Annotated in this window: 20 protein-coding genes and 1 pseudogene; 17 read left to right on the forward strand and 4 right to left on the reverse strand. The window is 61.4% G+C overall.

The genetic code is table 11. From position 1 onward, the window contains the following. Positions 1 to 30 precede the first annotated feature (30 nt). From HAQ05_RS07245 to HAQ05_RS07265, 5 genes are read left to right on the forward strand one after another with little or no spacing between them, the layout of a single operon-like run. Positions 31 to 996 carry a sulfonate ABC transporter substrate-binding protein gene (locus tag HAQ05_RS07245; protein ID WP_190418898.1) on the forward strand — a complete coding sequence of 322 codons (966 nt, stop codon included), beginning with the start codon at positions 31 to 33 and terminating at the stop codon, positions 994 to 996. A 46-nt stretch (positions 997 to 1,042) separates the two neighbouring features. Further along, positions 1,043 to 2,191, forward strand: coding sequence for an FMNH2-dependent alkanesulfonate monooxygenase (ssuD, locus tag HAQ05_RS07250; protein ID WP_190418900.1), 1,149 nt, complete (start codon positions 1,043 to 1,045; stop codon positions 2,189 to 2,191). 10 nt (positions 2,192 to 2,201) lie between these two features. After that, complete coding sequence (ssuC, locus tag HAQ05_RS07255) at positions 2,202 to 2,996, forward strand: aliphatic sulfonate ABC transporter permease SsuC (RefSeq protein ID WP_190418902.1); 795 nt, start codon at positions 2,202 to 2,204, stop codon at positions 2,994 to 2,996. Next, entirely contained in the window at positions 2,993 to 3,802 is an 810-nt protein-coding gene (ssuB, locus tag HAQ05_RS07260) for an aliphatic sulfonates ABC transporter ATP-binding protein (RefSeq protein WP_190418904.1), read from the forward strand. Before ssuC ends, ssuB begins: the two co-directional genes overlap by 4 nt. A gap of 26 nt (positions 3,803 to 3,828) precedes the next feature. Continuing rightward, positions 3,829 to 4,044 carry a TOBE domain-containing protein gene (locus HAQ05_RS07265; protein WP_190418906.1) on the forward strand — a complete coding sequence of 72 codons (216 nt, stop codon included), beginning with the start codon at positions 3,829 to 3,831 and terminating at the stop codon, positions 4,042 to 4,044. A 142-nt stretch (positions 4,045 to 4,186) separates the two neighbouring features. Here the strand turns inward: HAQ05_RS07265 and HAQ05_RS28565 are convergent. Together HAQ05_RS28565 and HAQ05_RS07270 are read right to left on the reverse strand one after the other, a co-directional pair. Beyond that, a pseudogene (locus HAQ05_RS28565) lies at positions 4,187 to 4,729 on the reverse strand (TetR/AcrR family transcriptional regulator). 8 nt (positions 4,730 to 4,737) lie between these two features. Beyond that, positions 4,738 to 6,114 carry a glutamine synthetase family protein gene (locus tag HAQ05_RS07270; RefSeq protein ID WP_190418908.1) on the reverse strand — a complete coding sequence of 459 codons (1,377 nt, stop codon included), beginning with the start codon at positions 6,112 to 6,114 and terminating at the stop codon, positions 4,738 to 4,740. A 688-nt stretch (positions 6,115 to 6,802) separates the two neighbouring features. Here HAQ05_RS07270 and HAQ05_RS07275 point away from each other — a divergent pair. The 8 genes from HAQ05_RS07275 (at position 6,803) to bipL (ending at position 16,046) form a co-directional block, all read left to right on the forward strand. After that, positions 6,803 to 8,161 (forward strand): glutamine synthetase family protein, encoded by a 1,359-nt coding sequence (locus HAQ05_RS07275; protein WP_190418910.1) that lies wholly within the window; start codon positions 6,803 to 6,805, stop codon positions 8,159 to 8,161. 42 nt (positions 8,162 to 8,203) lie between these two features. Further along, positions 8,204 to 9,568 carry an aspartate aminotransferase family protein gene (locus HAQ05_RS07280; RefSeq protein ID WP_190418912.1) on the forward strand — a complete coding sequence of 455 codons (1,365 nt, stop codon included), beginning with the start codon at positions 8,204 to 8,206 and terminating at the stop codon, positions 9,566 to 9,568. A gap of 130 nt (positions 9,569 to 9,698) precedes the next feature. Next, complete coding sequence (locus HAQ05_RS07285) at positions 9,699 to 10,796, forward strand: polyamine ABC transporter substrate-binding protein (protein ID WP_190418914.1); 1,098 nt, start codon at positions 9,699 to 9,701, stop codon at positions 10,794 to 10,796. Positions 10,797 to 11,004: 208 nt separating this feature from the next. After that, complete coding sequence (locus tag HAQ05_RS07290; RefSeq protein ID WP_238936482.1) at positions 11,005 to 12,048, forward strand: polyamine ABC transporter substrate-binding protein; 1,044 nt, start codon at positions 11,005 to 11,007, stop codon at positions 12,046 to 12,048. Between the two features lie 57 nt (positions 12,049 to 12,105). Beyond that, positions 12,106 to 13,248, forward strand: coding sequence for a polyamine ABC transporter ATP-binding protein (gene potA, locus HAQ05_RS07295; RefSeq protein ID WP_190418918.1), 1,143 nt, complete (start codon positions 12,106 to 12,108; stop codon positions 13,246 to 13,248). Positions 13,249 to 13,271: 23 nt separating this feature from the next. Next, the gene (locus tag HAQ05_RS07300; protein WP_190419061.1) at positions 13,272 to 14,153 is read left to right on the forward strand and encodes an ABC transporter permease subunit; all 882 of its coding nucleotides are present in this window, start codon (positions 13,272 to 13,274) and stop codon (positions 14,151 to 14,153) included. Further along, positions 14,150 to 15,043: an ABC transporter permease subunit gene (locus HAQ05_RS07305; RefSeq protein WP_190418920.1), complete on the forward strand. Its 894-nt coding sequence runs from the start codon at positions 14,150 to 14,152 to the stop codon at positions 15,041 to 15,043. Before HAQ05_RS07300 ends, HAQ05_RS07305 begins: the two co-directional genes overlap by 4 nt. Positions 15,044 to 15,110: 67 nt before the next feature. Next, positions 15,111 to 16,046 (forward strand): phospholipase BipL, encoded by a 936-nt coding sequence (gene bipL / locus HAQ05_RS07310; protein WP_190418922.1) that lies wholly within the window; start codon positions 15,111 to 15,113, stop codon positions 16,044 to 16,046. Between the two features lie 19 nt (positions 16,047 to 16,065). Here the strand turns inward: bipL and HAQ05_RS07315 are convergent, their stop codons facing one another. Then, complete coding sequence (locus HAQ05_RS07315) at positions 16,066 to 16,806, reverse strand: DUF2059 domain-containing protein (protein WP_190418924.1); 741 nt, start codon at positions 16,804 to 16,806, stop codon at positions 16,066 to 16,068. A gap of 123 nt (positions 16,807 to 16,929) precedes the next feature. On the opposite strand from HAQ05_RS07315, the gene HAQ05_RS07320 reads away from it, so the two are divergent. Continuing rightward, entirely contained in the window at positions 16,930 to 17,565 is a 636-nt protein-coding gene (locus HAQ05_RS07320; RefSeq protein WP_190418926.1) for a 2OG-Fe(II) oxygenase, read from the forward strand. After that, the gene (locus tag HAQ05_RS07325; protein WP_190418928.1) at positions 17,565 to 18,056 is read left to right on the forward strand and encodes a 2-thiouracil desulfurase family protein; all 492 of its coding nucleotides are present in this window, start codon (positions 17,565 to 17,567) and stop codon (positions 18,054 to 18,056) included. The genes HAQ05_RS07320 and HAQ05_RS07325 overlap by 1 nt, the downstream gene beginning before the upstream one ends. 79 nt (positions 18,057 to 18,135) lie before the next feature. Here HAQ05_RS07325 and serA read toward each other — a convergent pair whose 3' ends face one another. Beyond that, positions 18,136 to 19,365 (reverse strand): phosphoglycerate dehydrogenase, encoded by a 1,230-nt coding sequence (gene serA, locus HAQ05_RS07330; RefSeq protein WP_190418930.1) that lies wholly within the window; start codon positions 19,363 to 19,365, stop codon positions 18,136 to 18,138. 196 nt (positions 19,366 to 19,561) lie between these two features. Here serA and HAQ05_RS07335 point away from each other — a divergent pair, with 196 nt between their 5' ends. Beyond that, complete coding sequence (locus HAQ05_RS07335) at positions 19,562 to 20,233, forward strand: fumarylacetoacetate hydrolase family protein (RefSeq protein ID WP_190418932.1); 672 nt, start codon at positions 19,562 to 19,564, stop codon at positions 20,231 to 20,233. 88 nt (positions 20,234 to 20,321) lie between these two features. Beyond that, entirely contained in the window at positions 20,322 to 21,242 is a 921-nt protein-coding gene (locus HAQ05_RS07340; protein WP_190418934.1) for an SdiA-regulated domain-containing protein, read from the forward strand. The last annotated feature ends 65 nt before the right edge of the window (positions 21,243 to 21,307 follow it).

The following is a 21,307-nucleotide window of genomic DNA, read 5'->3' on the forward strand; positions in this document are numbered from 1 at the left end:
CCCCCTTTAACCGGTTCAAGGAGAGCGCGTATGCGCACCCGTTTGTTACGTCGAGGCCTTGCTGCACTGCTTACCGCAGCGGTCACGTTTGGCGTTGCAAGCCTGGCCCAGGCCGAAACCCTGCGCATCGGCTATCAGAAATACGGCACATTGGTGTTGCTCAAGGCTCATGGCACGCTGGAAAAACGCCTGGCCGAGCAGGGCGTGCAGGTGCAATGGACTGAGTTCCCCGGTGGCCCGCAATTGCTTGAGGGGCTTAACGTAGGCTCGATCGACTTTGGCGTAACCGGTGAAACCCCGCCGGTGTTCGCCCAAGCGGCCGGCGCGGATTTGCTCTACGTGGCCGTCGAGCCGCCGGCGCCCACCAGTGAAGCCCTGCTGGTGCCTAAAGACTCCCCGATCAAGACCCTGGCGGACCTCAAGGGCAAAAAGATTGCCCTGAACAAAGGCTCTAACGTGCACTACTTGCTGGTACGGGCGCTGGAAAAAGCCGGCATCGCCTACAGCGACATCCAGCCCGTTTACCTGGCGCCGAGCGACGCCCGCGCCGCATTCGAGCGCGGCAGCGTCGACGCTTGGGCGATTTGGGACCCTTACCAAGCGGCCGCCGAGCAGCAACTGCAAGCTCGCACGTTGCAAGACGGCACCGGGCTGGTGGACAACAACCAGTTCTACTTGGCCACCCGCGGCTATGCCACCGCCCACCCGAAGGTGATCGACGCGGTGATCGACGAAGTGCGTTCAGTAGGCGATTGGGCCAAACAAAACCCGCAAAAGGTGGCGGATGAAGTCGCGCCATTGTTGGGCCTGCCCGCGCCGATCACCTTGACCTCGGTTAAGCGCCAAGGTTTCGGTGCGCAGTTGATTAGCCCGGCCGTGGTCGATGCGCAGCAAAAAATCGCCGATACCTTTTACCAACTGAAACTGATACCCAAGCCCTTGTCGATCAAGGATGTGATCTGGAACCCGCCGGCCAACCTGGCGGCCGCCCATTGACGGGCCGGGCTTGGGCCTGGCTGAGAACCTTTGAGGAGACTACTCCATGAGCCTGAATATGTTCTGGTTTTTGCCCACCCACGGTGATGGGCACTACCTCGGTACCGCCGAAGGCGCCCGTGCGGTCGACCACGGCTATTTGGCCCAAATCGCCCAAGCGGCGGATCGCCTTGGTTACGGCGGGGTGCTGATCCCGACCGGGCGTTCTTGCGAAGATTCGTGGCTGGTTGCCGCGTCGTTGATCCCGGTGACGCAACGGCTGAAGTTCCTGGTGGCGCTGCGCCCCGGGATCATTTCACCTACCGTGGCAGCCCGCCAAGCAGCTACCTTGGACCGGTTGTCCAACGGCCGTGCGCTGTTCAACCTGGTGACTGGCGGCGACCCGGCCGAGCTCGAAGGCGATGGCCTGTTCCTCACCCACGAAGAGCGCTATGAAGCTTCAGTAGAATTCACCCGCATCTGGCGCAGGGTGCTCGAAGGTAACGTGGTCGACTACGACGGTAAGCACATTCAGGTCAAAGGCGCCAAGTTGCTCTACCCGCCGATCCAGCAACCGCGCCCGCCGTTGTACTTCGGTGGCTCGTCCGAGGCCGCCCAGGACCTGGCCGCCGAACAGGTCGACCTGTACCTGACTTGGGGCGAGCCGCCCGCCGCGGTGGCGGAAAAGATCGCCCAAGTGCGCGAGAAGGCCGCCAAGCAAGGCCGCACGCTGCGCTTTGGCATTCGCCTGCACGTGATCGTGCGCGAAACCAACGAAGAAGCCTGGCGCGCCGCGGACCGGTTGATTGAAAACCTAGACGACGAAACCATTGCCCGCGCCCAGGCGTCGTTCGCCAAGTTCGATTCGGTAGGCCAGCAGCGCATGGCCGCGTTGCACAAGGGCAAGCGTGACAACCTGGAGGTGAGCCCGAACCTTTGGGCGGGTGTGGGCTTGGTGCGCGGCGGCGCAGGTACCGCGCTGGTAGGCGATGGCCCCACCGTAGCGGCGCGGGTCAAGGAATACGCGGATCTGGGCATCGATACTTTTGTGCTTTCCGGTTACCCGCATTTGGAAGAAGCTTACCGGGTCGCTGAATTGCTGTTCCCGCACCTGGATGTGGCCCTTCCACAACAGCCCCAGGGTGCCGGTTACATCAGCCCGTTCGGTGAAATCGTTGCCAATCACATCCTGCCCAAGGCGGCGTCACAAAGCTGAGGGGCCGCAGATGAACGCATCGAATAAATGGGCATGGGCTGAACGTTTGGCCCCGTGGCTATTGCCCGTGTTGTTGTTAGCCACCTGGCAGGGCGCGGTCAGCAGTGGGCTGCTCTCCACCCGCATCTTGCCCGCACCCAGCGCCGTGATCGAAGCCGGTGTGCAGTTGGTGCGCAGCGGTGAGATCTGGACGCACTTGGCAATCAGTGGCTGGCGAGCCGGTGTCGGCTTCGTGATCGGCGGCGGTATCGGCTTGGTACTCGGGTTGGTTTCGGGGTTGTCACGTTGGGGTGAGCGCCTGCTCGACAGCTCGGTGCAGATGATCCGCAACGTGCCACACTTGGCGTTGATCCCGTTGGTGATCCTGTGGTTCGGTATCGACGAGTCGGCGAAGATTTTCCTGGTCGCCCTCGGCACGTTGTTTCCGATTTATCTCAACACTTACCACGGTATCCGCAACGTCGACCCGGCCTTGGTGGAAATGGCCCGCAGCTATGGCCTGCGCGGCTTCTCATTGTTCTGGCAGGTGATCCTGCCCGGGGCGTTGCCGTCGATCCTGGTAGGGGTGCGCTTTGCCCTGGGCCTGATGTGGTTGACGCTGATCGTGGCCGAAACCATTTCGGCCAGTTCTGGGATTGGCTACCTGGCGATGAACGCCCGGGAGTTTTTGCAAACCGACGTCGTGGTACTGGCCATCGTGCTCTACGCCGTGCTCGGCAAACTGGCTGACCTGGCGGCGCGGGGCCTGGAGCGGGCGTGGTTGCGCTGGCACCCGGCTTACCAGCCTAAGCGAGGTGAGGCATGACCGTTTTCAAGGACCAACCGCATTTTTTGCGGGGGGTAGAAGTGGGGGTACAGCGCCTGAGCAAGGCGTTCGGCGCGCGTCAGGTACTGCACGGCATCGACCTGACCATCCCGGCCGGGCAGTTCGTGGCCATCGTGGGGCGCAGTGGTTGTGGCAAAAGCACCTTGCTGCGCCTGCTGGCAGGGCTCGACAAGCCCACCGAGGGCACGCTGAAGGCCGGCGAGCGTTCGCTGGATGCAGCGCGCGGTGATACCCGGCTGATGTTCCAAGACGCGCGCTTGCTGCCATGGAAGCGGGTGATCGACAACGTGGGCCTGGGCCTGAAAGGCGATTGGCGCCCCAAGGCGTTGCAGGCGCTGGAAGCCGTAGGCCTGGCCGAACGTGCCCATGAATGGCCGGCGGCGTTGTCGGGCGGGCAAAAGCAACGTGTGGCCCTGGCGCGGGCGCTGATCCATGAACCGCGGCTGCTGCTGCTCGATGAGCCGCTAGGGGCGCTGGATGCCCTGACCCGCATCGAGATGCAGCAGTTGATCGAGCGGCTGTGGCAACAGCATGGCTTTACCGTGTTGCTGGTGACCCACGATGTGGCTGAAGCCGTGGCCGTAGCAGACCGGGTCATCCTGATCGAAGAGGGCCACATCGGCCTGGACGTGCAGGTCGACCTGCCACGCCCGCGGGCTCGCGGTTCGCAACGCCTGGCCGAGCTGGAAACCGAAGTACTCAACCGCGTGCTGCAGTTGCCGCCAAGCGAGCAGGGCGCCGAACCCACAGAACCGTTACCGACCCAGTTGCGCTGGGCTTACTGATCGTCCATTCATTCGAGGAACACACCATGACCATTAAAGCTATCAACGTGCGTAACCAGTTCAAAGGCACCGTCAAGGAAATCATCGAAGGCCCGGTGCTGTCGGAAATCGACGTGCAAACCGCCTCTGGCATCGTCACTTCGGTGATCACTACCCGTTCGGTCAAGGAGCTCGAGCTGGTGGTGGGCAGCGAAGTCATCGCCTTCGTTAAGTCCACCGAAGTGTCGATCGCCAAGCTCTGACTTACCAGTGGGGTGTTCAACCAGCTTGCTGCACACTGTTGGCGGCGCCTTTTGCTGCCGTGCGGCGTTGCCGCGACGAGCCATAGCCCTGCTATGACCCGGCGCGGCGTTTTGCGCGGTAACGACATCCTCGCGCCAAAGCTCATGCGAACGGTTGGAATATCACCATCACCTTATGGCGACGCTTGCGGCCGCCCGGCCACGTAAGGGGCAGATACAGCCCCAGGTAGGCGTCGAACACACGCATGCCTTCTTTGGCCAGCCGCGGGCTGATTCACCGTGCAGTTGCATGGAACGGGCTGCACCGGTCGTTCAACTCCATCGCCAGGGCAAACACGCAACCTCTTGCGGCAAGCTAAGCCGTTCGAAAGGCCAGGCGGACAGTCGCTCATTGGCCAAGCTCAGTTCGATGTCAGGTTGGCGTGCGCCACTTCGCTCAGGCCATGTTGGGCTAGTATCAATTGCCTCGCGCCTGCAGGCACGCTCGAGAAGCGCCATGCACGTCGGCGGTAAGCCCATGTAGCAGCGCCGGCATGCTGGCGAACAGAGTGATAGACCGAGGGCAGCGGAAGGGGTGTGCGTTCAGCTACCGCAGAGATCGACAGCCCGCCCCCCAATGGCTGGCCGGCAGTTTTCGCGCTGCGGCGGGAATGTGCCGTAGCGGCCCCTGGGGCGGGGCCGCCATTGTGAACGCTACACGGTGTGCAAATACCAGTTGTACTCAAGGTCCGAAATCGAGTGCTCGAACTCTGCCAGCTCGCTTTCCTTGCAGGCTACGAAGATGTCGATGTACTTCGGGTCGATGTAACGGGCCATGATCTCGCTGTCATCCAGCGCACGCAGGGCGTCACGCAGGTTGTTCGGCAAGCTGGCCTCGGTTTGCTCGTAGGCGTTACCCTCCAGCGGCTCGCCCGGCTCGCGCTGGTTGGTGAGCCCATGATGGATGCCCGCCAATACCGAGGCCATGACCAGGTACGGGTTGGCGTCCGCGCCTGCCACGCGGTGCTCCAGCCGTACCGCATCGGCAGCGCCGGTTGGTACGCGCAGCGCCACGGTGCGGTTGTCCAAGCCCCAGGTGGGGGAGTTGGGCACGTAGAACTGCGCGCCGAACCGGCGGTAGGAGTTCACGTTAGGGCACAGGAAGGCCATCGAGGCTGGCAGGGTCTCGAGCACACCGCCGACCGCATGGCGCAATGCGGCGTTCTGCTCGGGATCCTCACTGGTGAAGATATTTTTGCCGTCTTTGTCAAGAATCGAAATGTGCACGTGAAGGCCATTGCCCGCCTGGCCTGGGTAAGGCTTGGCCATGAAGGTGGTGTCCATTTCATGGTCGTAGGCGATGTTTTTGATCAACCGCTTGAGCAGCACCGCATAGTCGCACGCTTTGAGCGCGTCCGGCACGTGGTGCAGGTTCACCTCGAATTGCGCCGGGGCGCTTTCCTTGACGATGGCATCGGCCGGAATGTGTTGTTCCTTGGCGCCTTCGAGGATGTCTTGCAGGCAGTCGACGTATTCGTCGAGGTCGTCGATCAGGTATACCTGGGTCGACTGTGGGCGTTTACCGGAAATCGGCGAGCGCGGCGGTTGTGGCCGGCCGTTTACGTTCTCCTGGTCGATCAGGTAGAACTCCAGCTCGAACGCGGCGCAGATGGTCAGGCCCATATCGTCGAACTTCTTCACGACCTGGCGCAGCACTTCGCGCGGGTCGGCGAAGAAGGGCGAGCCTTCGAGCTCGTGCATGGTCATCAGCAATTGCGCGGTGGGGCGCTTCTGCCATGGCTCGTTGCTCAGCGTGTTGGGGATGGGGTAGCAGATACGGTCGGCATCGCCGATGTCCAGCCCTAGGCCCGTGCTCTCGACGGTAGAACCGTTGATATCGAGGGCAAAGAGCGAGGCCGGCAGGTTGATGCCTTTCTCGTAAACCTTGTGCAGGCTGGTGCGCTCGATGCGCTTGCCACGCACCACGCCATTCATATCCGCTATCAGAAGGTCGACGTATAGAACCTCAGGGTGTTCCTTGAGGAAAGCGTTCGCTTCGTTGAGCTGAACGGCACGCGGGGGTACCGACATGATTCAACACCTTTGTTGTTAAAAATTTCAATCAGTGATTTACAGCAGGTTCAGTCAATCCGAAAGCCTCTGGGAAGTCAAGCGAGCCCAGTTGTGCCCGTTGGTGGGGCAAAAAAGCCATTTATGGATGTTTTTGGTGCATTTTTGCGCCGTTTATCTTCCGGGCGTTAAGCCGCCGGACCCCTCGTATAGAATTTTTTACGGCTGGTTGTATAAAAAAATGAACGGCGCTAAGCTCCGCGACAACCCAAAACATCAACAATTGCGGGGGATATCATGCCATGCCGATGTTCAGAAGGCGCTACCTGTAACGGTAAATTAAACGCCCTAGGTAAGCCGGCCGATATTCTTGACAGTACGCCTGCCCAGCCGGGCCCTGCCGCAGCCTACCCGGGCCAGCCAGGCGCCGCCGGCATGCCCCGCGCATTGCACCACGATCTTGATCAAGGCCTTGCCAGCCTACTGCCCAAAGCCGCCGCCGCGCGCTTCAATGCCTCTGCCGCGCCGCTTTGCCGTGCCTTACCGTCTACTGTAGCGCTGCTTTGCAGCCTTTGCCTGCTTGTGCGCGGGTATTGGCTATCGTTCACACAGTGGCAGGCCTTATACGGCGTGCCGCGACACATCGCGACGCACATGCGTCAAAAGCGCCGGGCCGGCTGCGGCCCGGTAACGACCGCCTGAGGTATTTATGAGCAGCAACCTCGACCAGCTCACGGATTGGTTGAAAAAACACAAGATCACCGAGGTGGAATGCCTGATCAGCGACCTGACCGGCATCACCCGCGGCAAGATCTCGCCCACCAACAAGTTCATTGCCGAAAAGGGCATGCGCCTGCCCGAGAGTGTGCTGTTGCAGACCGTGACCGGCGACTACGTTGAAGACGATATCTACTACGAATTGCTTGACCCGGCCGATATCGACATGTTCTGCCGCCCGGACGAAAGTGCCGTGTTCCTGGTGCCGTGGGCTATCGAGCCCACCGCTCAGGTGATTCACGACACCTACGACAAGCAGGGCAACCCCATCGAACTGTCGCCGCGCAACGTGCTCAAGCGCGTGCTCAAGTTGTACGCCGACCGTGGCTGGCAGCCGATCGTGGCGCCGGAGATGGAGTTCTATCTCACCAAGCGCAGCGACGACCCTGATTACCCATTGCAGCCACCGATCGGCCGCTCGGGGCGCCCGGAAACCGGCCGCCAGTCATTCTCCATCGAGGCGGCGAACGAGTTCGACCCGTTGTTCGAGGATGTGTACGACTGGTGCGAGGCGCAAAACCTCGACCTCGACACGTTGATTCACGAAGACGGCACGGCGCAGATGGAAATCAACTTCCGCCACGGCAGCGCCTTGCACTTGGCCGACCAGATCGTGGTGTTCAAACGCACCATGCGGGAGGCGGCGCTCAAGCACAACGTGGCCGCCACCTTTATGGCCAAGCCAATGACTGGCGAACCCGGCAGTGCCATGCACCTGCACCAGAGCATCGTCGACCTTGAAACCGGCAAGAACATCTTCTCCAGCGAAGACGGCACCATGAGCCAGCTGTTCCTCAACCATGTGGGCGGTCTGCAAAAGTTCATTCCCGAGGCGTTGCCGTTGTTCGCGCCCAATGTGAACTCGTTCCGCCGGTTTTTGCCCGACACCTCGGCGCCGGTGAATGTGGAATGGGGCGTGGAAAACCGCACCGTCGGCCTGCGTGTGCCAGACGCCACCCCGCAGAACCGGCGGGTGGAGAACCGCCTGCCGGGCGCCGATGCCAACCCTTACCTGGCCATCGCCGCCAGCCTGCTGTGTGGGTTCATCGGCATGGTCGAGGGTATCAACCCCAGTGCGCCGGTGCATGGGCGCGGCTATGAGCGGCGCAACCTGCGCCTGCCCCTGACCATCGAGGATGCGCTGGAGCGCATGGAAAACTGCCGCACCCTGGAGCAATACCTGGGCAAAAAATTCATCGTCGGTTACGTGGCGGTCAAGCGGGCCGAGCATGAAAACTTCAAGCGCGTGATCAGTTCGTGGGAACGAGAGTTCCTGCTGTTCGCGGTCTGATCGAGCCCGGCCCGGCGCGGGCCGGCAGAACAGGAGAGAGCAATGAGCAACAACAACCCGCAAACCCTGCAATGGCAAACTTTAAGCGGTGACCACCACCTGGCGCCTTTCAGCGACTACAAGCAGCTGAAGGAGCAAGGCCCACGGATCATCACCAAAGCCAAGGGCGTATACCTGTGGGATAGCGAAGGCCAGCAGATCCTCGACGGCATGGCCGGCCTGTGGTGCGTGGCGGTCGGCTATGGCCGTGAGGAATTGGTGCAGGCCGCCGCCCGGCAAATGCGCGAGCTGCCTTATTACAACCTGTTCTTCCAAACCGCCCACCCGCCCGCGCTGGAACTGGCCAAAGCGGTGGCCGATGTGGCGCCCGCCGGCATGAGCCATGTGTTCTTCACAGGCTCCGGCTCCGAAGGCAACGATACCGTGCTGCGCTTGGTCCGGCATTATTGGGCACTCAAAGGCAAGCCCGGGAAAAAGACCATCATCGGCCGTGTCAACGGCTACCACGGCTCTACCGTGGCCGCCGCCAGTATGGGTGGCATGGCGTTCATGCACGAGCAGGGCGGCCTGCCGATCCCCGGCATCGTACACATTGCGCAACCTTATTGGTTTGGCGAAGGGGGCGACATGGCCCCCGATGAATTCGGTGTGTGGGCTGCCGACCAACTCGAAAAGAAAATCCTTGAAGTCGGTGAAGACAACGTTGCTGCTTTCATTGCCGAACCCATTCAGGGCGCCGGTGGCGTGATCATCCCACCCGCCACCTACTGGCCCAGGATCAAACAGATCCTCGACCGCTACGACATCCTCTTCGTCGCCGACGAGGTGATCTGCGGTTTCGGCCGCACGGGCGAGTGGTTCGGTAGCGACTATTACGGCCTGGTGCCAGACCTGATGACCATCGCCAAAGGCTTGACCTCCGGGTACATCCCCATGGGCGGGGTAATAGTGCGCGACGAAATCGTCAACGTGATCAACGAAGGCGGCGATTTCAACCACGGGTTTACCTATTCCGGGCACCCGGTGGCGGCGGCGGTAGGGTTGGCAAACCTGCGCATTTTGCAGGAAGAAAAAATCCTCGAACGTGTGCGTAGCGAAACGGCACCGTATTTGCAAAAGCGTTTACGCGAACTGGCCGACCACCCGTTGGTGGGCGAAGTTCGAGGGTTGGGAATGCTCGGAGCGATAGAGCTGGTGAAAAACAAAGCCACCCGCGAGCGTTACGTGGGGCAGGGCGTGGGCATGGTCTGCCGGCAGTTCTGTTTCGACAATGGCCTGATCATGCGAGCCGTGGGCGACACCATGATCATTGCCCCACCCTTGGTGATCAGTGCCAGTGAAATCGACGAGTTGGTGAGCAAGGCACGCAAATGCCTGGACCTGACCCTTAATGCGCTCAATGGCTAATGCTAGGCTGTGCGGCGCTGCCGGCAAGGGGCATCGCCAGGCGGAACCCGGCGGTGCCCTTGAACCGCGCAGGTGCAAGGGAAAGCACGCCACAAGGCGAACGGATAAACATCATTTTGGAGCACTACGCATGAAGAAGTTGGGCAAGTCGCTGCTCGCCATGGGCTTGTTGGGCGCCATGGCAGGGGCCGTTCAGGCCGATGACAAGGTTTTGCACGTGTACAACTGGTCCGACTACATCGCCCCGGATACCGTGAAAAAGTTCGAAGACCAAACCGGCATCAAGGTTATCTACGACGTTTACGACAGCAACGAAACCCTTGAAGCCAAGATGCTCGCGGGTAAGTCGGGTTACGACATCGTAGTGCCGTCGAATAACTTCCTGGCTAAGCAGATCAAGGCCGGTGTTTACCTGGAACTGGACAAAACCAAGCTGCCGAACTGGAAAAACCTCGATCAAGGCCAACTCAAGGCGGTGGGTGACGCCAGCGACAAGGGCAATACCCATGCATTCCCCTACATGTGGGGCTCGATCGGCATCGGCTATAACCCTGACAAGGTCAAAGCCGCGCTGGGTATAGACAAGATCGACTCCTGGGACGTGCTGTTCAAGCCCGAGAACATCGCCAAGCTCAAGGGGTGCGGGGTAAGCTTCCTCGACTCGCCGACCGAGATGTTGCCGGTGGCGTTGCATTACCTGGGCCTGCCGACCGATACCCAGAAGAAGGAAGACATCGATAAGGCCGAGGCGCTATTCCTGAAAGTTCGCCCGAGCGTTACCTACTTCCACTCCTCCAAGTACATCTCGGACCTGGCCAACGGCAACATCTGCGTGGCCGTGGGTTATTCGGGCGACGTGTACCAAGCCAAGTCGCGCGCCGAAGAGGCTGGTGGCAAGGTCAAGGTTAATTACGTGATTCCGAAGGAAGGCGCCGGCAGCTTCTATGACATGGTGGCGATCCCGAAAGACGCCGACAACGTAGAAGGCGCCTACAAATGGATGAATTTCATCCTGCAACCGGAAATCATGGCCGAGATCACCAACGCGGTGCGCTTCCCGAACATCAATAACGAAGCCACGCCACTGGTAGACAAAGACATCACGTCCGACCCGGGCATTTACCCACCGGCCGAGGTGAAAGCCAAGCTGTACGCCATCGCCGACCTGCCGGCGCCTACCCTGCGGCTCATGACCCGCAGCTGGACCAAAATCAAGTCGGGTAAATAACGGCCTTGCGGGCCCCGGCCGCCGGCGTTCGCCGCGGCCGGTACGGCTGAAACACATTTTTTTTTGCACGGCCGGTCAACACAGGTAAGTTGCACGCCGGTTTCTGTTTTGCGGCCATGCCGCTGCCATCCTGGAAGAACACTGCGGGGGATTTCACTTGGCTAACTCTTTGTTTTTAAAAGCGGCCGTTCTAGGCGCAGGGCTGTTGATGGGCGCCGCTGCGCAGGCGGCCGGCACCGTACACATTTATAATTGGTCCGATTACATCGGCGAGAACACCCTGGCCGAGTTCGAAAAGGCCACCGGCATCAAGCCCGTGTACGATGTGTTCGATTCCAACGAAACCCTTGAAGGCAAGCTGCTGGCTGGCCGCACGGGCTACGATGTGGTGGTGCCGTCCAATCACTTTCTGGGCAAGCAGATCAAGGCCGGGGCTTTCCAGAAGCTTGATCGCGCGCAATTGCCGAACTGGCCCAACCTGGACCCCGACTTGATGAAGCGCCTACAGGTGAACGACCCGGGCAACCAATACGCCGTGCCGTACCTGTGGGGCACCAACGGCATCGGCTACAACGTCGAGAAGGTCAAAGGTGCGTTGGGTGTAGACAAAATCGACTCCTGGGCGGTTTTGTTCGAGCCTGAAAACATGAAAAAGCTTAGCCAGTGCGGTGTGGCGTTTCTCGACTCCCCGGATGAAATGATGCCGGCGGTGCTCAACTACCTGGGGCTGGACCCCAACAGCACCAACCCGGCCGACTATCAAAAAGCCGAGGCCCAATTGCTCAAGGTGCGGCCCTATGTAACGTACTTCCACTCTTCGAAGTACATCTCGGACCTCGCCAACGGCAATATCTGCGTGGCCGCCGGGTTCTCTGGCGACGTGTTCCAGGCCCGCAGCCGTGCCGAAGAGGCCAAAAACGGTAACCAGATTGCCTACGTGGTACCCAAGGAGGGTGGCAACCTCTGGTTCGACATGCTGGCGATTCCTAAGGATGCGGCAAATGTTAAGCAGGCCCATGCCTTCATCGACTTCATGCTGCAGCCTGAGGTGATCGCTGAAGTCAGCGATGCGGTGGGTTACGCCAACCCCAACCCCAAGGCCAAAGCCGATATGGACCAAGCCGTTGCCAACGACCCGGCGGTGTATCCCCCGCAAGAGGTGCTGGCCAAGGCCTACGTCAACCACGAGTTGCCGCCGAATATTCAACGCTTGATGACCCGGTCTTGGACCAGGATCAAATCGGGCAAATAAACACGCTGCGCCCACCGCTGGGGTGGGCGCGCTGAACCATTGTTGGGAGTTTCGTGAATGGCCGTTGCCTCCAGTGCCCATAAGAAAGCCCTCGAAGGCAGCCAGCAACCCAAGCAGGTGCTGGTGAAGATCGATCGGGTGACGAAAAAGTTCGACGAGACGATTGCGGTGGACGATGTGTCGCTGCAAATCAACAAAGGGGAAATCTTCGCCTTGCTCGGGGGCTCCGGATCGGGAAAATCCACCTTGTTGCGTATGCTGGCCGGCTTCGAACGGCCGACCGAAGGGCGGATTTTTCTCGATGGCGTAGACATTACCGACCTGCCGCCCTACGAGCGGCCGATCAACATGATGTTCCAATCCTACGCACTGTTCCCGCACATGACCGTGGCGCAGAACATCGCTTTCGGCCTGAAGCAAGACAAAATGCCCGGCGCCGAAATCGATGCCCGTGTGGCCGAAATGCTCAAACTGGTGCACATGAGCCAGTACGCCAAGCGAAAGCCGCACCAGCTCTCCGGCGGCCAGCGCCAGCGGGTGGCGCTGGCGCGCTCGCTGGCCAAGCGGCCCAAGTTGCTGCTGCTTGACGAGCCCATGGGCGCACTGGACAAGAAACTACGCTCGGAAATGCAACTGGAGTTGGTGCAAATTATCGAGCGCGTGGGCGTGACCTGCGTGATGGTGACCCACGACCAAGAAGAAGCCATGACCATGGCTCAGCGCATCGCCATCATGCACTTGGGGTGGATCGCCCAGATCGGCAGCCCCGTGGACATTTATGAAACACCCACCAGCCGCCTGGTGTGTGAGTTCATCGGTAACGTCAACCTGTTCGACGGGCAAGTGGTCGAGGACATGGAAGGCTATGCGCTGATCGCCACCCCTGAACTGGAGAGGCCGATCTACGTAGGCCATGGTGTGACCACCGCCGCCGAAGACAAGAACGTGACCTACGCGCTGCGCCCGGAAAAACTGCTGGTGACCACCGAGCAGCCAGCCGCCGAATATAACTGGGCGCGCGGCACCGTGCACGACATCGCCTACCTGGGCGGCCACTCGGTGTTCTACGTAAAGCTTACCGGTGGCAAGGTCGTACAATCGTTCGTAGCTAACGCCGAGCGCCGTGGCGCGCGGCCAACCTGGGACGACGAAGTCTTCGTGTGGTGGGAAGACGACAGCGGGGTGGTACTGCGCTCATGAAAACCAGCAAACTCAAGCGCTACTTGCCCGGCGGCCGGCAGGCGGTGATCGGCATCCCGTTCCTGTGGTTGTTCCTGTTCTTCATGCTGCCGTTCTTCATCGTGCTGAAAATCAGCTTCGCTGAAGCGGACGTGGCCATCCCCCCGTACACCGACCTGGTTCAATTCGCCGAGGACAAGATCGACATTGCCTTGAACCTCGCCAACTACCTGCTGCTGGGCGACGACGACCTGTATTTCGCCGCCTATTTCGGCTCGGTGAAGATGGCCTTCATCAGCACCTTGCTATGCCTGTTGATTGGCTACCCGATGGCCTACGCGATTTCCGTGGCCAAAAAGGAAACCCAGACCGTGCTGTTGTTGCTGATCATGATGCCGACCTGGACGGCGATCCTGATCCGTGTGTATGCGTGGATGGGCATCCTCAGCAACAACGGTTTGCTCAACGGCTTCTTGCAGTTCATTGGCGTGATCGACCAACCGCTGCAGATTCTTAACACTAACCTGGCGGTGTACATCGGTATCGTCTATTCCTACCTGCCGTTCATGATCCTGCCGCTGTTCGCCAACTTGGTCAAACATGACCAAAGCCTGTTGGAGGCCTCGTCTGACCTCGGCTCCAGCCGCTTCAACAGCTTCTGGAAAATCACCGTGCCGCTGTCTAAAAACGGCATCATCGCCGGTTGCATGTTGGTGTTCATCCCGGTGGTGGGCGAGTTCGTGATCCCTGAACTGCTCGGCGGGCCGGAAACCTTGATGATTGGTAAGGTGCTCTGGCAAGAGTTCTTCAATAACCGTGACTGGCCAGTGGCCTCTGCCCTGGCGGTGGTGATGCTGGCGATCTTGATTGTGCCGATCGTGCTGTTCAACCGTAGCCAGGCCAAGGAATTGGAGGGCAGGGCATGAAGACCGGCTTTCGTTTTTCGACCTTCATGCTGTGGGCGGGGTTGATCTTCATCTACGCGCCAATGGTCATCCTGGTGATCTACTCGTTCAACGCCTCGCGCTTGGTGACGGTATGGGGCGGCTGGTCGGTGAACTGGTACATCGCCCTGCTCGACAACAATCAGCTGATTTCGGCGGTGTTCCGCTCGCTGGAAATCGCCCTTTATACCGCCGTTGCGGCGGTGGTGCTGGGCACCCTGGCGGCGTTCGTGCTTACCCGCATCACCCGCTTCAAGGGGCGCACGTTGTTCGGCGGGCTGGTCACCGCGCCGTTGGTCATGCCCGAGGTGATCACCGGCCTATCGCTGTTGTTGTTGTTCGTGGCCATGGCGCAATTGCTGGGCTGGCCAGCGGAGCGGGGCATCGTCACGATCTGGATCGCCCATACCACGTTCTGCTCGTCATACGTGGCGGTGGTGGTTTCGGCGCGCCTGCGTGAGTTGGACATGTCGATCGAAGAAGCCGCCATGGACCTGGGCGCCCGGCCGTGGAAGGTATTTTTGCTGATCACCATCCCGATGATCGCCCCGTCGCTGGCGGCCGGCGGCATGATGTCGTTCGCGCTGTCGCTGGATGACCTGGTGCTCGCCAGTTTCGTGTCGGGGCCAGGCTCCACCACGCTACCGATGGAAGTGTTCTCCCAAGTACGCTTGGGGGTAAAACCCGAGATCAACGCCATCGCCAGCTTGATTCTGCTGGTGGTGTCGTTGTTTACCTTCTTGGTCTGGTTCTTCACCCGCCGCGCTGAAGTGCGCCGCCGCCGCGCAGTCCAGGCCGCGATCGAGGATGCCGCTGCCAACTCGGGCCAGCCGGACCCACGCCGTGCCGGTTCGCCAGCTACCGTGGCCTAATTCTGGCCTTGCCAGCCGGGCCCGTGTCACAGAACATCTACCTACGTTCTGTAATGCGGGCCTTTTTATGCCAGCCGAATTCCAACACGATGCCCTGCGTGCCAGCCTGCCGGTGTTGGCGGCCGGGCAGCCGTTGCCGCGCCAGGCGCAGGCGTACCAGCGCTTTTATGGGTTGGACCTGCCGCGCAGTGGCATGGCTTTCGAAAGCGGCCTTGGGCTGTACCAAGCGGCCGGCTTCGACCTGGTTGCCCAATACTGGCTGCCGCCTCGGCCACGCGCCACGCTGGTGCTGCTGCACGGGTTCTACGACCACATGGGGCTGTACCGGCATGTGATCGAATGGGCGCTGGGCCGGGGGTTGGCGGTGCTTTCCTGTGACCTGCCGGGGCATGGGCTGTCCAGCGGTGCGCGGGCCAGCATTGCGGACTTCGCCCATTACCAAGCCACGCTTCAGGGCCTGCTGGCACAAGCCAGCCGCCTGGGCCTGCCGCACCCTTGGCATGTGCTGGGGCAGAGCACCGGAGCCGCCATCGCCATCGACCACGTGCTATACCAAGCCGACAGCCCGTTGGACGGCGAAACCATATTGCTGGCGCCCTTGGTGCGGCCACGAGCGTGGGGCTGGTCGCAAGTAAGCTATCACGCGCTACGGCCATTCGTGAAAGGCATCGCCCGGCGCTTCAGCGAAAACAGCAACGACCCGGGCTTTTTGCCGTTTTTACAGGCCGACCCACTGCAACCGCTGCAGTTACCCACTGCCTGGGTGGGTGCATTGGTGAAATGGGTACGCTACATCGAAGCCGCGCCACGTTCGGCACGCAGCCCGCTGATTGTGCAGGGCGAGCAGGACCGAACGGTAGATTGGCGGCACAACCTCAAGGTGCTCGACGGCAAGTTCGCTGCGCCGCGCCTGTTGCGCCTGCCGCAGGCCCGGCACCATTTGGCCAATGAGCTGCCGGCACTGCGCAGCGAGTATTTCAGCTTTTTAGAGCAGTACCTGTAACCGCCCTGGGCGGCGTGTTTCAGGGGTTCGCTTGCCCCACTGCCAACCCTGCCTTTACCGCCGCCAGCGCGGCTTGGTAGTACGCCTGCCCTGGCGGTGATTCGGCGAACGTCACGAAGGCATCGAGCTCTGCATCCGACAGGTCGCGGTACACGTACAGCAAGGTGTTATTCAGGTCGGTGCCAATTTGCTGCATCAGCCGGGCGCGTTGGTTATCCAGCAGGCTCTGGGTGGAGGCACCGCCTAACAGGCCGGGGATCATCGAGCTCAAACTGTCGGCGGCCACACCGGCAATGGCCAGGCTTACCTCGGCACCAGCCTCGCGTGCCGGCAGCGCACGGGCGAGGTGGCCGATGAGCAACTGGCGGGTATCGGACGCTTGCACATGGGGCAGGCCGCCGGCGTTCTTCGCCAATTGATCGGGGCGGGTGGCCAGCAGTTCGGCCGCCACCACCTTACGGCCCAGCGGTGACTGAAAAAACGCCAAGGCCGGCTGTGGGTCCGCCAGGCTCTGCCGCAGCCGGGCTTCGGCGCGTTGGTCGATCGCTTGGGGGGCGAAACGCTGGTTGCTGTTATTCACCAGGGCCTGGAACACGGCCGGCGGCAGGCTATTTTGGTAGCGTTGCTGGGCGGCTTTGAGGGCGTCGTTGAAATGCGCTCGCTGGTCGGGCCAGCCCGCAGCCTTATACAACTGATCGTGAATGTCTGCCCAAGCCGGCATGGCGCAGCACATCAGCAGTAGAAAAAAAAAGCGACGCATGTAGGACTCCTGTCGGCAGGGCGCTATTGTCCGGGCGCTGAGCGGCCTTTGTCGAGAGACGAACGCGCACGCCAGGCATTTGCAGCCAAATGGCGCTGTTGGTTTCGGTGGCGGCTGGATACTATGCGCGCCATGGCTATCTCCCCCGAGCACCCCCTGCTGCTTCGCATCGTCGATGACCTCGCCGAACGCGGCTGGTCACAGCAGAACGTCTTTCTCACGCAGGCTCTGACCGTTGCGCTGGCGCAGGAGTGCCGCCGGCGTTCGCGTGCCGGCGAACTGGTGCCGGCGGCGGTGGGCCGGGGCTTGGAGCCGCAGGTGCGCCAGGGTATCCGCGGTGACCTCACCCAGTGGGTCGACCCCGGCGGGGCCGAGTGCTGCGACCACTACCTGGCGCTGATGGAAAGCCTGCGCGAGGCGCTCAACCGTGGGCTGTTCCTGGGCTTGGAAGATTTCGAGTGCCACTTTGCGCTGTACCCGCCGGGGGCCTTCTACACCCGCCACCTCGATCGCTTTCGCGACAACGACCGGCGCATGGTGTCGGTGGTGGTTTACCTGAACCCGGCATGGCTGCCCGGCGACGGCGGGCAACTTCGCCTGTACCTGGGTGCACAGGGCACCCCCTACGACGTGACCCCCACCGGCGGTTGCCTGGTGGTGTTTCTCGCCGGTGAAGTGCCCCACGAGGTGCTGCCGGCGCAGCGAGAACGGCTATCGCTCACCGGCTGGTTCCGCCGCCGTGGCAGCGAGCCGTTCTGATGGAGCGCGTGCTGGTAAGCCGCTGCCTGCTCGGCCATAAGGTGCGCTACGACGGCGGCGCCAGCGGCCCCCACGGGTTGCTGGCGCAATGGCAGGCCGAAGGCCGGGTAGTGCCGGTGTGCCCGGAAGTGGCCGGTGGCTTGCCGACCCCGCGGGCGCCGGCGGAAATCCCCGGCGGCCAAGGCAGCGAGGTGCTCGCCGGGCAGGCGCGGGTCATCGCCCGCGACGGCGCAGACGTTACCGTGCCGTTCGTGGCTGGCGCCCGGCTTGCGCTGGAGCTGGTACGCCGCTACGCCATTCGGATTGCGGTGCTCAAGGCCAATAGCCCATCCTGCGGTAACGAGCACACCTATGACGGTACCTTCAGTGGTACCCGGGTGGCTGGCGAAGGGGTGGCGGCCGCGCTGCTACGACGCGAAGGGGTGCTGGTGTTCAACGAGCACCAGCTTGAGCAGGCGCTGCAGGCGTTGAAGCGCCTGCAGCAGGGCTAGCGTGAACGCCTAGCGGCAAGCCCACTGGGTTTGCCGCGTGAGGCTTACAGCCCGCGCCCGGCCGGCGGCCAGGCGCCGGTTAGAACAACACGCGGCAACGAATGGTGCCGTTGATCTGCTGCAGCTTAGCCTGGGCGAGGTCGGAGTATTCGGCGTCGATGTCGATCACCACATAGCCCACGGTTTCGTTGGTTTGCAGGAACTGCCCGGAGATGTTGATGCCGTTTTCGGCGAACACCTTGTTGATCTCGCTGAGCACGCCCGGGATGTTCTGATGGATGTGCAGCAGGCGGTGCTTGCCTGGGTGCGCCGGCAGTGCCACTTCGGGGAAGTTCACCGACGATACCGAGGTGCCGTTATCGCTGTACTTGACCAGTTTTTCAGCCACTTCCAGGCCGATGTTGGCCTGTGCTTCAGCGGTGGAGCCACCGATGTGCGGGGTCAGGATCACGTTGTCCAGGCCGCGCAGCGGGCTTTCGAACACGTCATCGTTGGAGCGCGGCTCGACCGGGAACACGTCGATGGCCGCGCCGAGCACGTGCTTGTCTTTGATTGCCTGGGCCAGGGCTTCCAAGCGCACCACCGTGCCGCGGGCAGCGTTGATGAGGATACTGCCCTTTTTCATCGAGCGGATTTCTTCCTCGCCGATTATCCATTGGGTCGACGGTAACTCGGGCACATGCAGCGAAACGATATCGGCCAGGCCCAACAGCTCATTGAGTGTCGGCACTTGGGTGGCGTTGCCCAGCGGCAGCTTGGTCAGCGGGTCGTAGAAGTACACCTGCATGCCGAGGCTTTCGGCAAGTACCGACAACTGCGTACCAATCGAGCCATAGCCGACGATGCCAAGCTTCTTGCCACGGATCTCGAACGAGTTGGCCGCGCTCTTGATCCAACCGCCGCGATGGCACGCCGCGTTTTTCTCAGGGATACCCCGCAGCAACAGGATGGCTTCGCCCAGCACCAGCTCGGCGACCGAGCGGGTGTTCGAATAAGGCGCATTGAACACGGCGATGCCGCGCACGCGGGCGGCGTTCAGGTCGACCTGGTTGGTGCCAATGCAGAAGCAACCCACGGCGATCAGCTTTTTCGCGCAATCGAACACGTCGGCCGTCAGTTGGGTGCGCGAGCGAATACCGATGAAGTGTGCGTCGGCGATTTTTTCCTTGAGCTGCGCTTCCGGCAGTGAGCCGGTCAGGTACTCGATGTTGGAGTAACCGGCCGCCTTGAGGGTGTCCACGGCGTTTTGGTGAACCCCTTCGAGAAGAAGGAACTTGATCTTGCTCTTGTCGAGAGAAGTCTTGCTCATCTGCTTAAACCTGTGCTCCGGAGAGAAAATGGCAGTAGAAACGGGGCCGCCAAGGGTGCTGTAGCAAGCCAGGCGGGCGCGTATGCTAGCATAGCCGCCGAGGCCAGCGGCCACCTCACCACATGAAGGCTGCTCAGCCGGACTATGAATAGTTCGCAAGAACGCGCTAGCCCGCTTCACCTATCAGGAGTCGTTCATGAGTTACCAGCATCAATATGCCGATGGTACGCGTATCCACTTTCCCCTCGGCAAGGTTGTGTGCATTGGCCGTAACTATGCCGAGCATGCCAAGGAACTGAATAACCCCGTTCCCAGCGAGCCGCTGCTGTTCATCAAGCCGGGCAGTTGCGTGGTGCCGGCCGAAGGCGGCTTCAGCGTGCCGGCCGACCGCGGCTCGGTGCATTATGAAACCGAAATTGCCGTGTTGCTGGGCAAACCGTTGTCAACGCGCCCGACCGAGGAGGAAGTGGTCGATGCCATTTCCGGTTTCGCCCCGGCCCTGGACCTGACCTTGCGCGATGTGCAGTCACGCCTGAAGGAAAAAGGCCTGCCGTGGGAGCTGGCCAAGGCATTCGATGGCGCGTGTGTGTTGGCGCCGTTCGTACCGGCAAGCACCTTTGCCGACTTTACCGACATCCCCGTGCGCTTGACCCTTAATGGTACGGTTCGCCAGGACGGTAACAGCGCCATGATGTTGAACCCGATCGTGCCGATGATCCAGTACATGGCGGCGCAGTTCTCGCTGCAGGCCGGCGATGTGATCCTCACCGGGACCCCGGCCGGGGTGGGGCCATTGGCCGCTGGCGATGAGTTGGTGATCGAGTTGCCGGGCGCCGTGCGCGCCGAAACTCGGGTGCTGGCACCCTGAGCCTTTTGGCGGCACGGGCTTAGCGTTTTTTTCACATCACGTCTGGATAATGGCGCGCTTCTCGCGCGCTTGAATTTGGACGTGCCATATGCCCCGCTCTCGTTTCTCCTCCCCTGCCACGCATTGGCCGCGCCGCCTTTGGGCGTTCGCCGGTTTGCTGGTACTGCTGGTGCTGTATATCGTCGCGCACCTGCTGCATTGGGATGACCGCCTGCGTTGGTCGCTCCAGGAGTGGCATGAAACACCTGCCGAGCAGGCCCAGGCGGTATGGCTGCCCGGTTACCGCGTAGACATCGACGCCAAACGGCTGCCGGGGTTGGAGGACGACGAAGCGTCGGACCTCGCCTACGACCCTGACAGCAAAACGCTTTACAGCGTGATGGGCAAGCACCCCTTCCTGGTGCAACTGGGCCTGGACGGCGAAGTGCTGCGCAAGATCGCCCTGAACGGCTGGACCAACCCTGAAGGGGTGGCAGTGCTCGAAGGTGGCCACATCGCGATCACCGACGAACGCAGCCAACTACTGACCATCGTCACCGCGCCCGCCGGCGTCACGGCGCTCAATATCGCCGATTTCCCCCAGTTCCCGTTGGGCGATGCCGAGCAAAAGAACAAGGGCACCGAGGCGGTGGCCTGGGACCCGCGCCACCATCGGGTGCTATTTGGCCAAGAGCGGCCGATCAAACTGGCCAGTTGGAACGGCGATGGTAGTACGTTGCTGGCGCAGCCCCAGCCGATACAAGGCCGGCCGTTCGGCCTGCGTAACTTGTCTGCGATGACCGTGGACCCGCGCACCGGGCATGTGTTGTTGCTGTCAGCGGATTCGCACCTGTTGGTGGAACTTGACGATAACGCCCAGCCGCTCAGCTACATCGCCTTGCTGGCACATTTCCATGGCCTCGGCGCGACGATCCCGCAGGCCGAGGGTGTGGCGCTGGACGAGCAAGGCACGCTGTACATGGTCAGCGAGCCCAACTTGTTCTATCGCTTCAAGAAGGTTCCGAAATAGCAGCACCGTTAAGCCATGCTTCAGCCATTCATGATTAGATGTGGCCGTCTCCCTTTCAGGTTCGC

The organism is Pseudomonas typographi, from assembly GCF_014694385.1.
GTDB classification, from domain to species: domain Bacteria; phylum Pseudomonadota; class Gammaproteobacteria; order Pseudomonadales; family Pseudomonadaceae; genus Aquipseudomonas; species Aquipseudomonas typographi.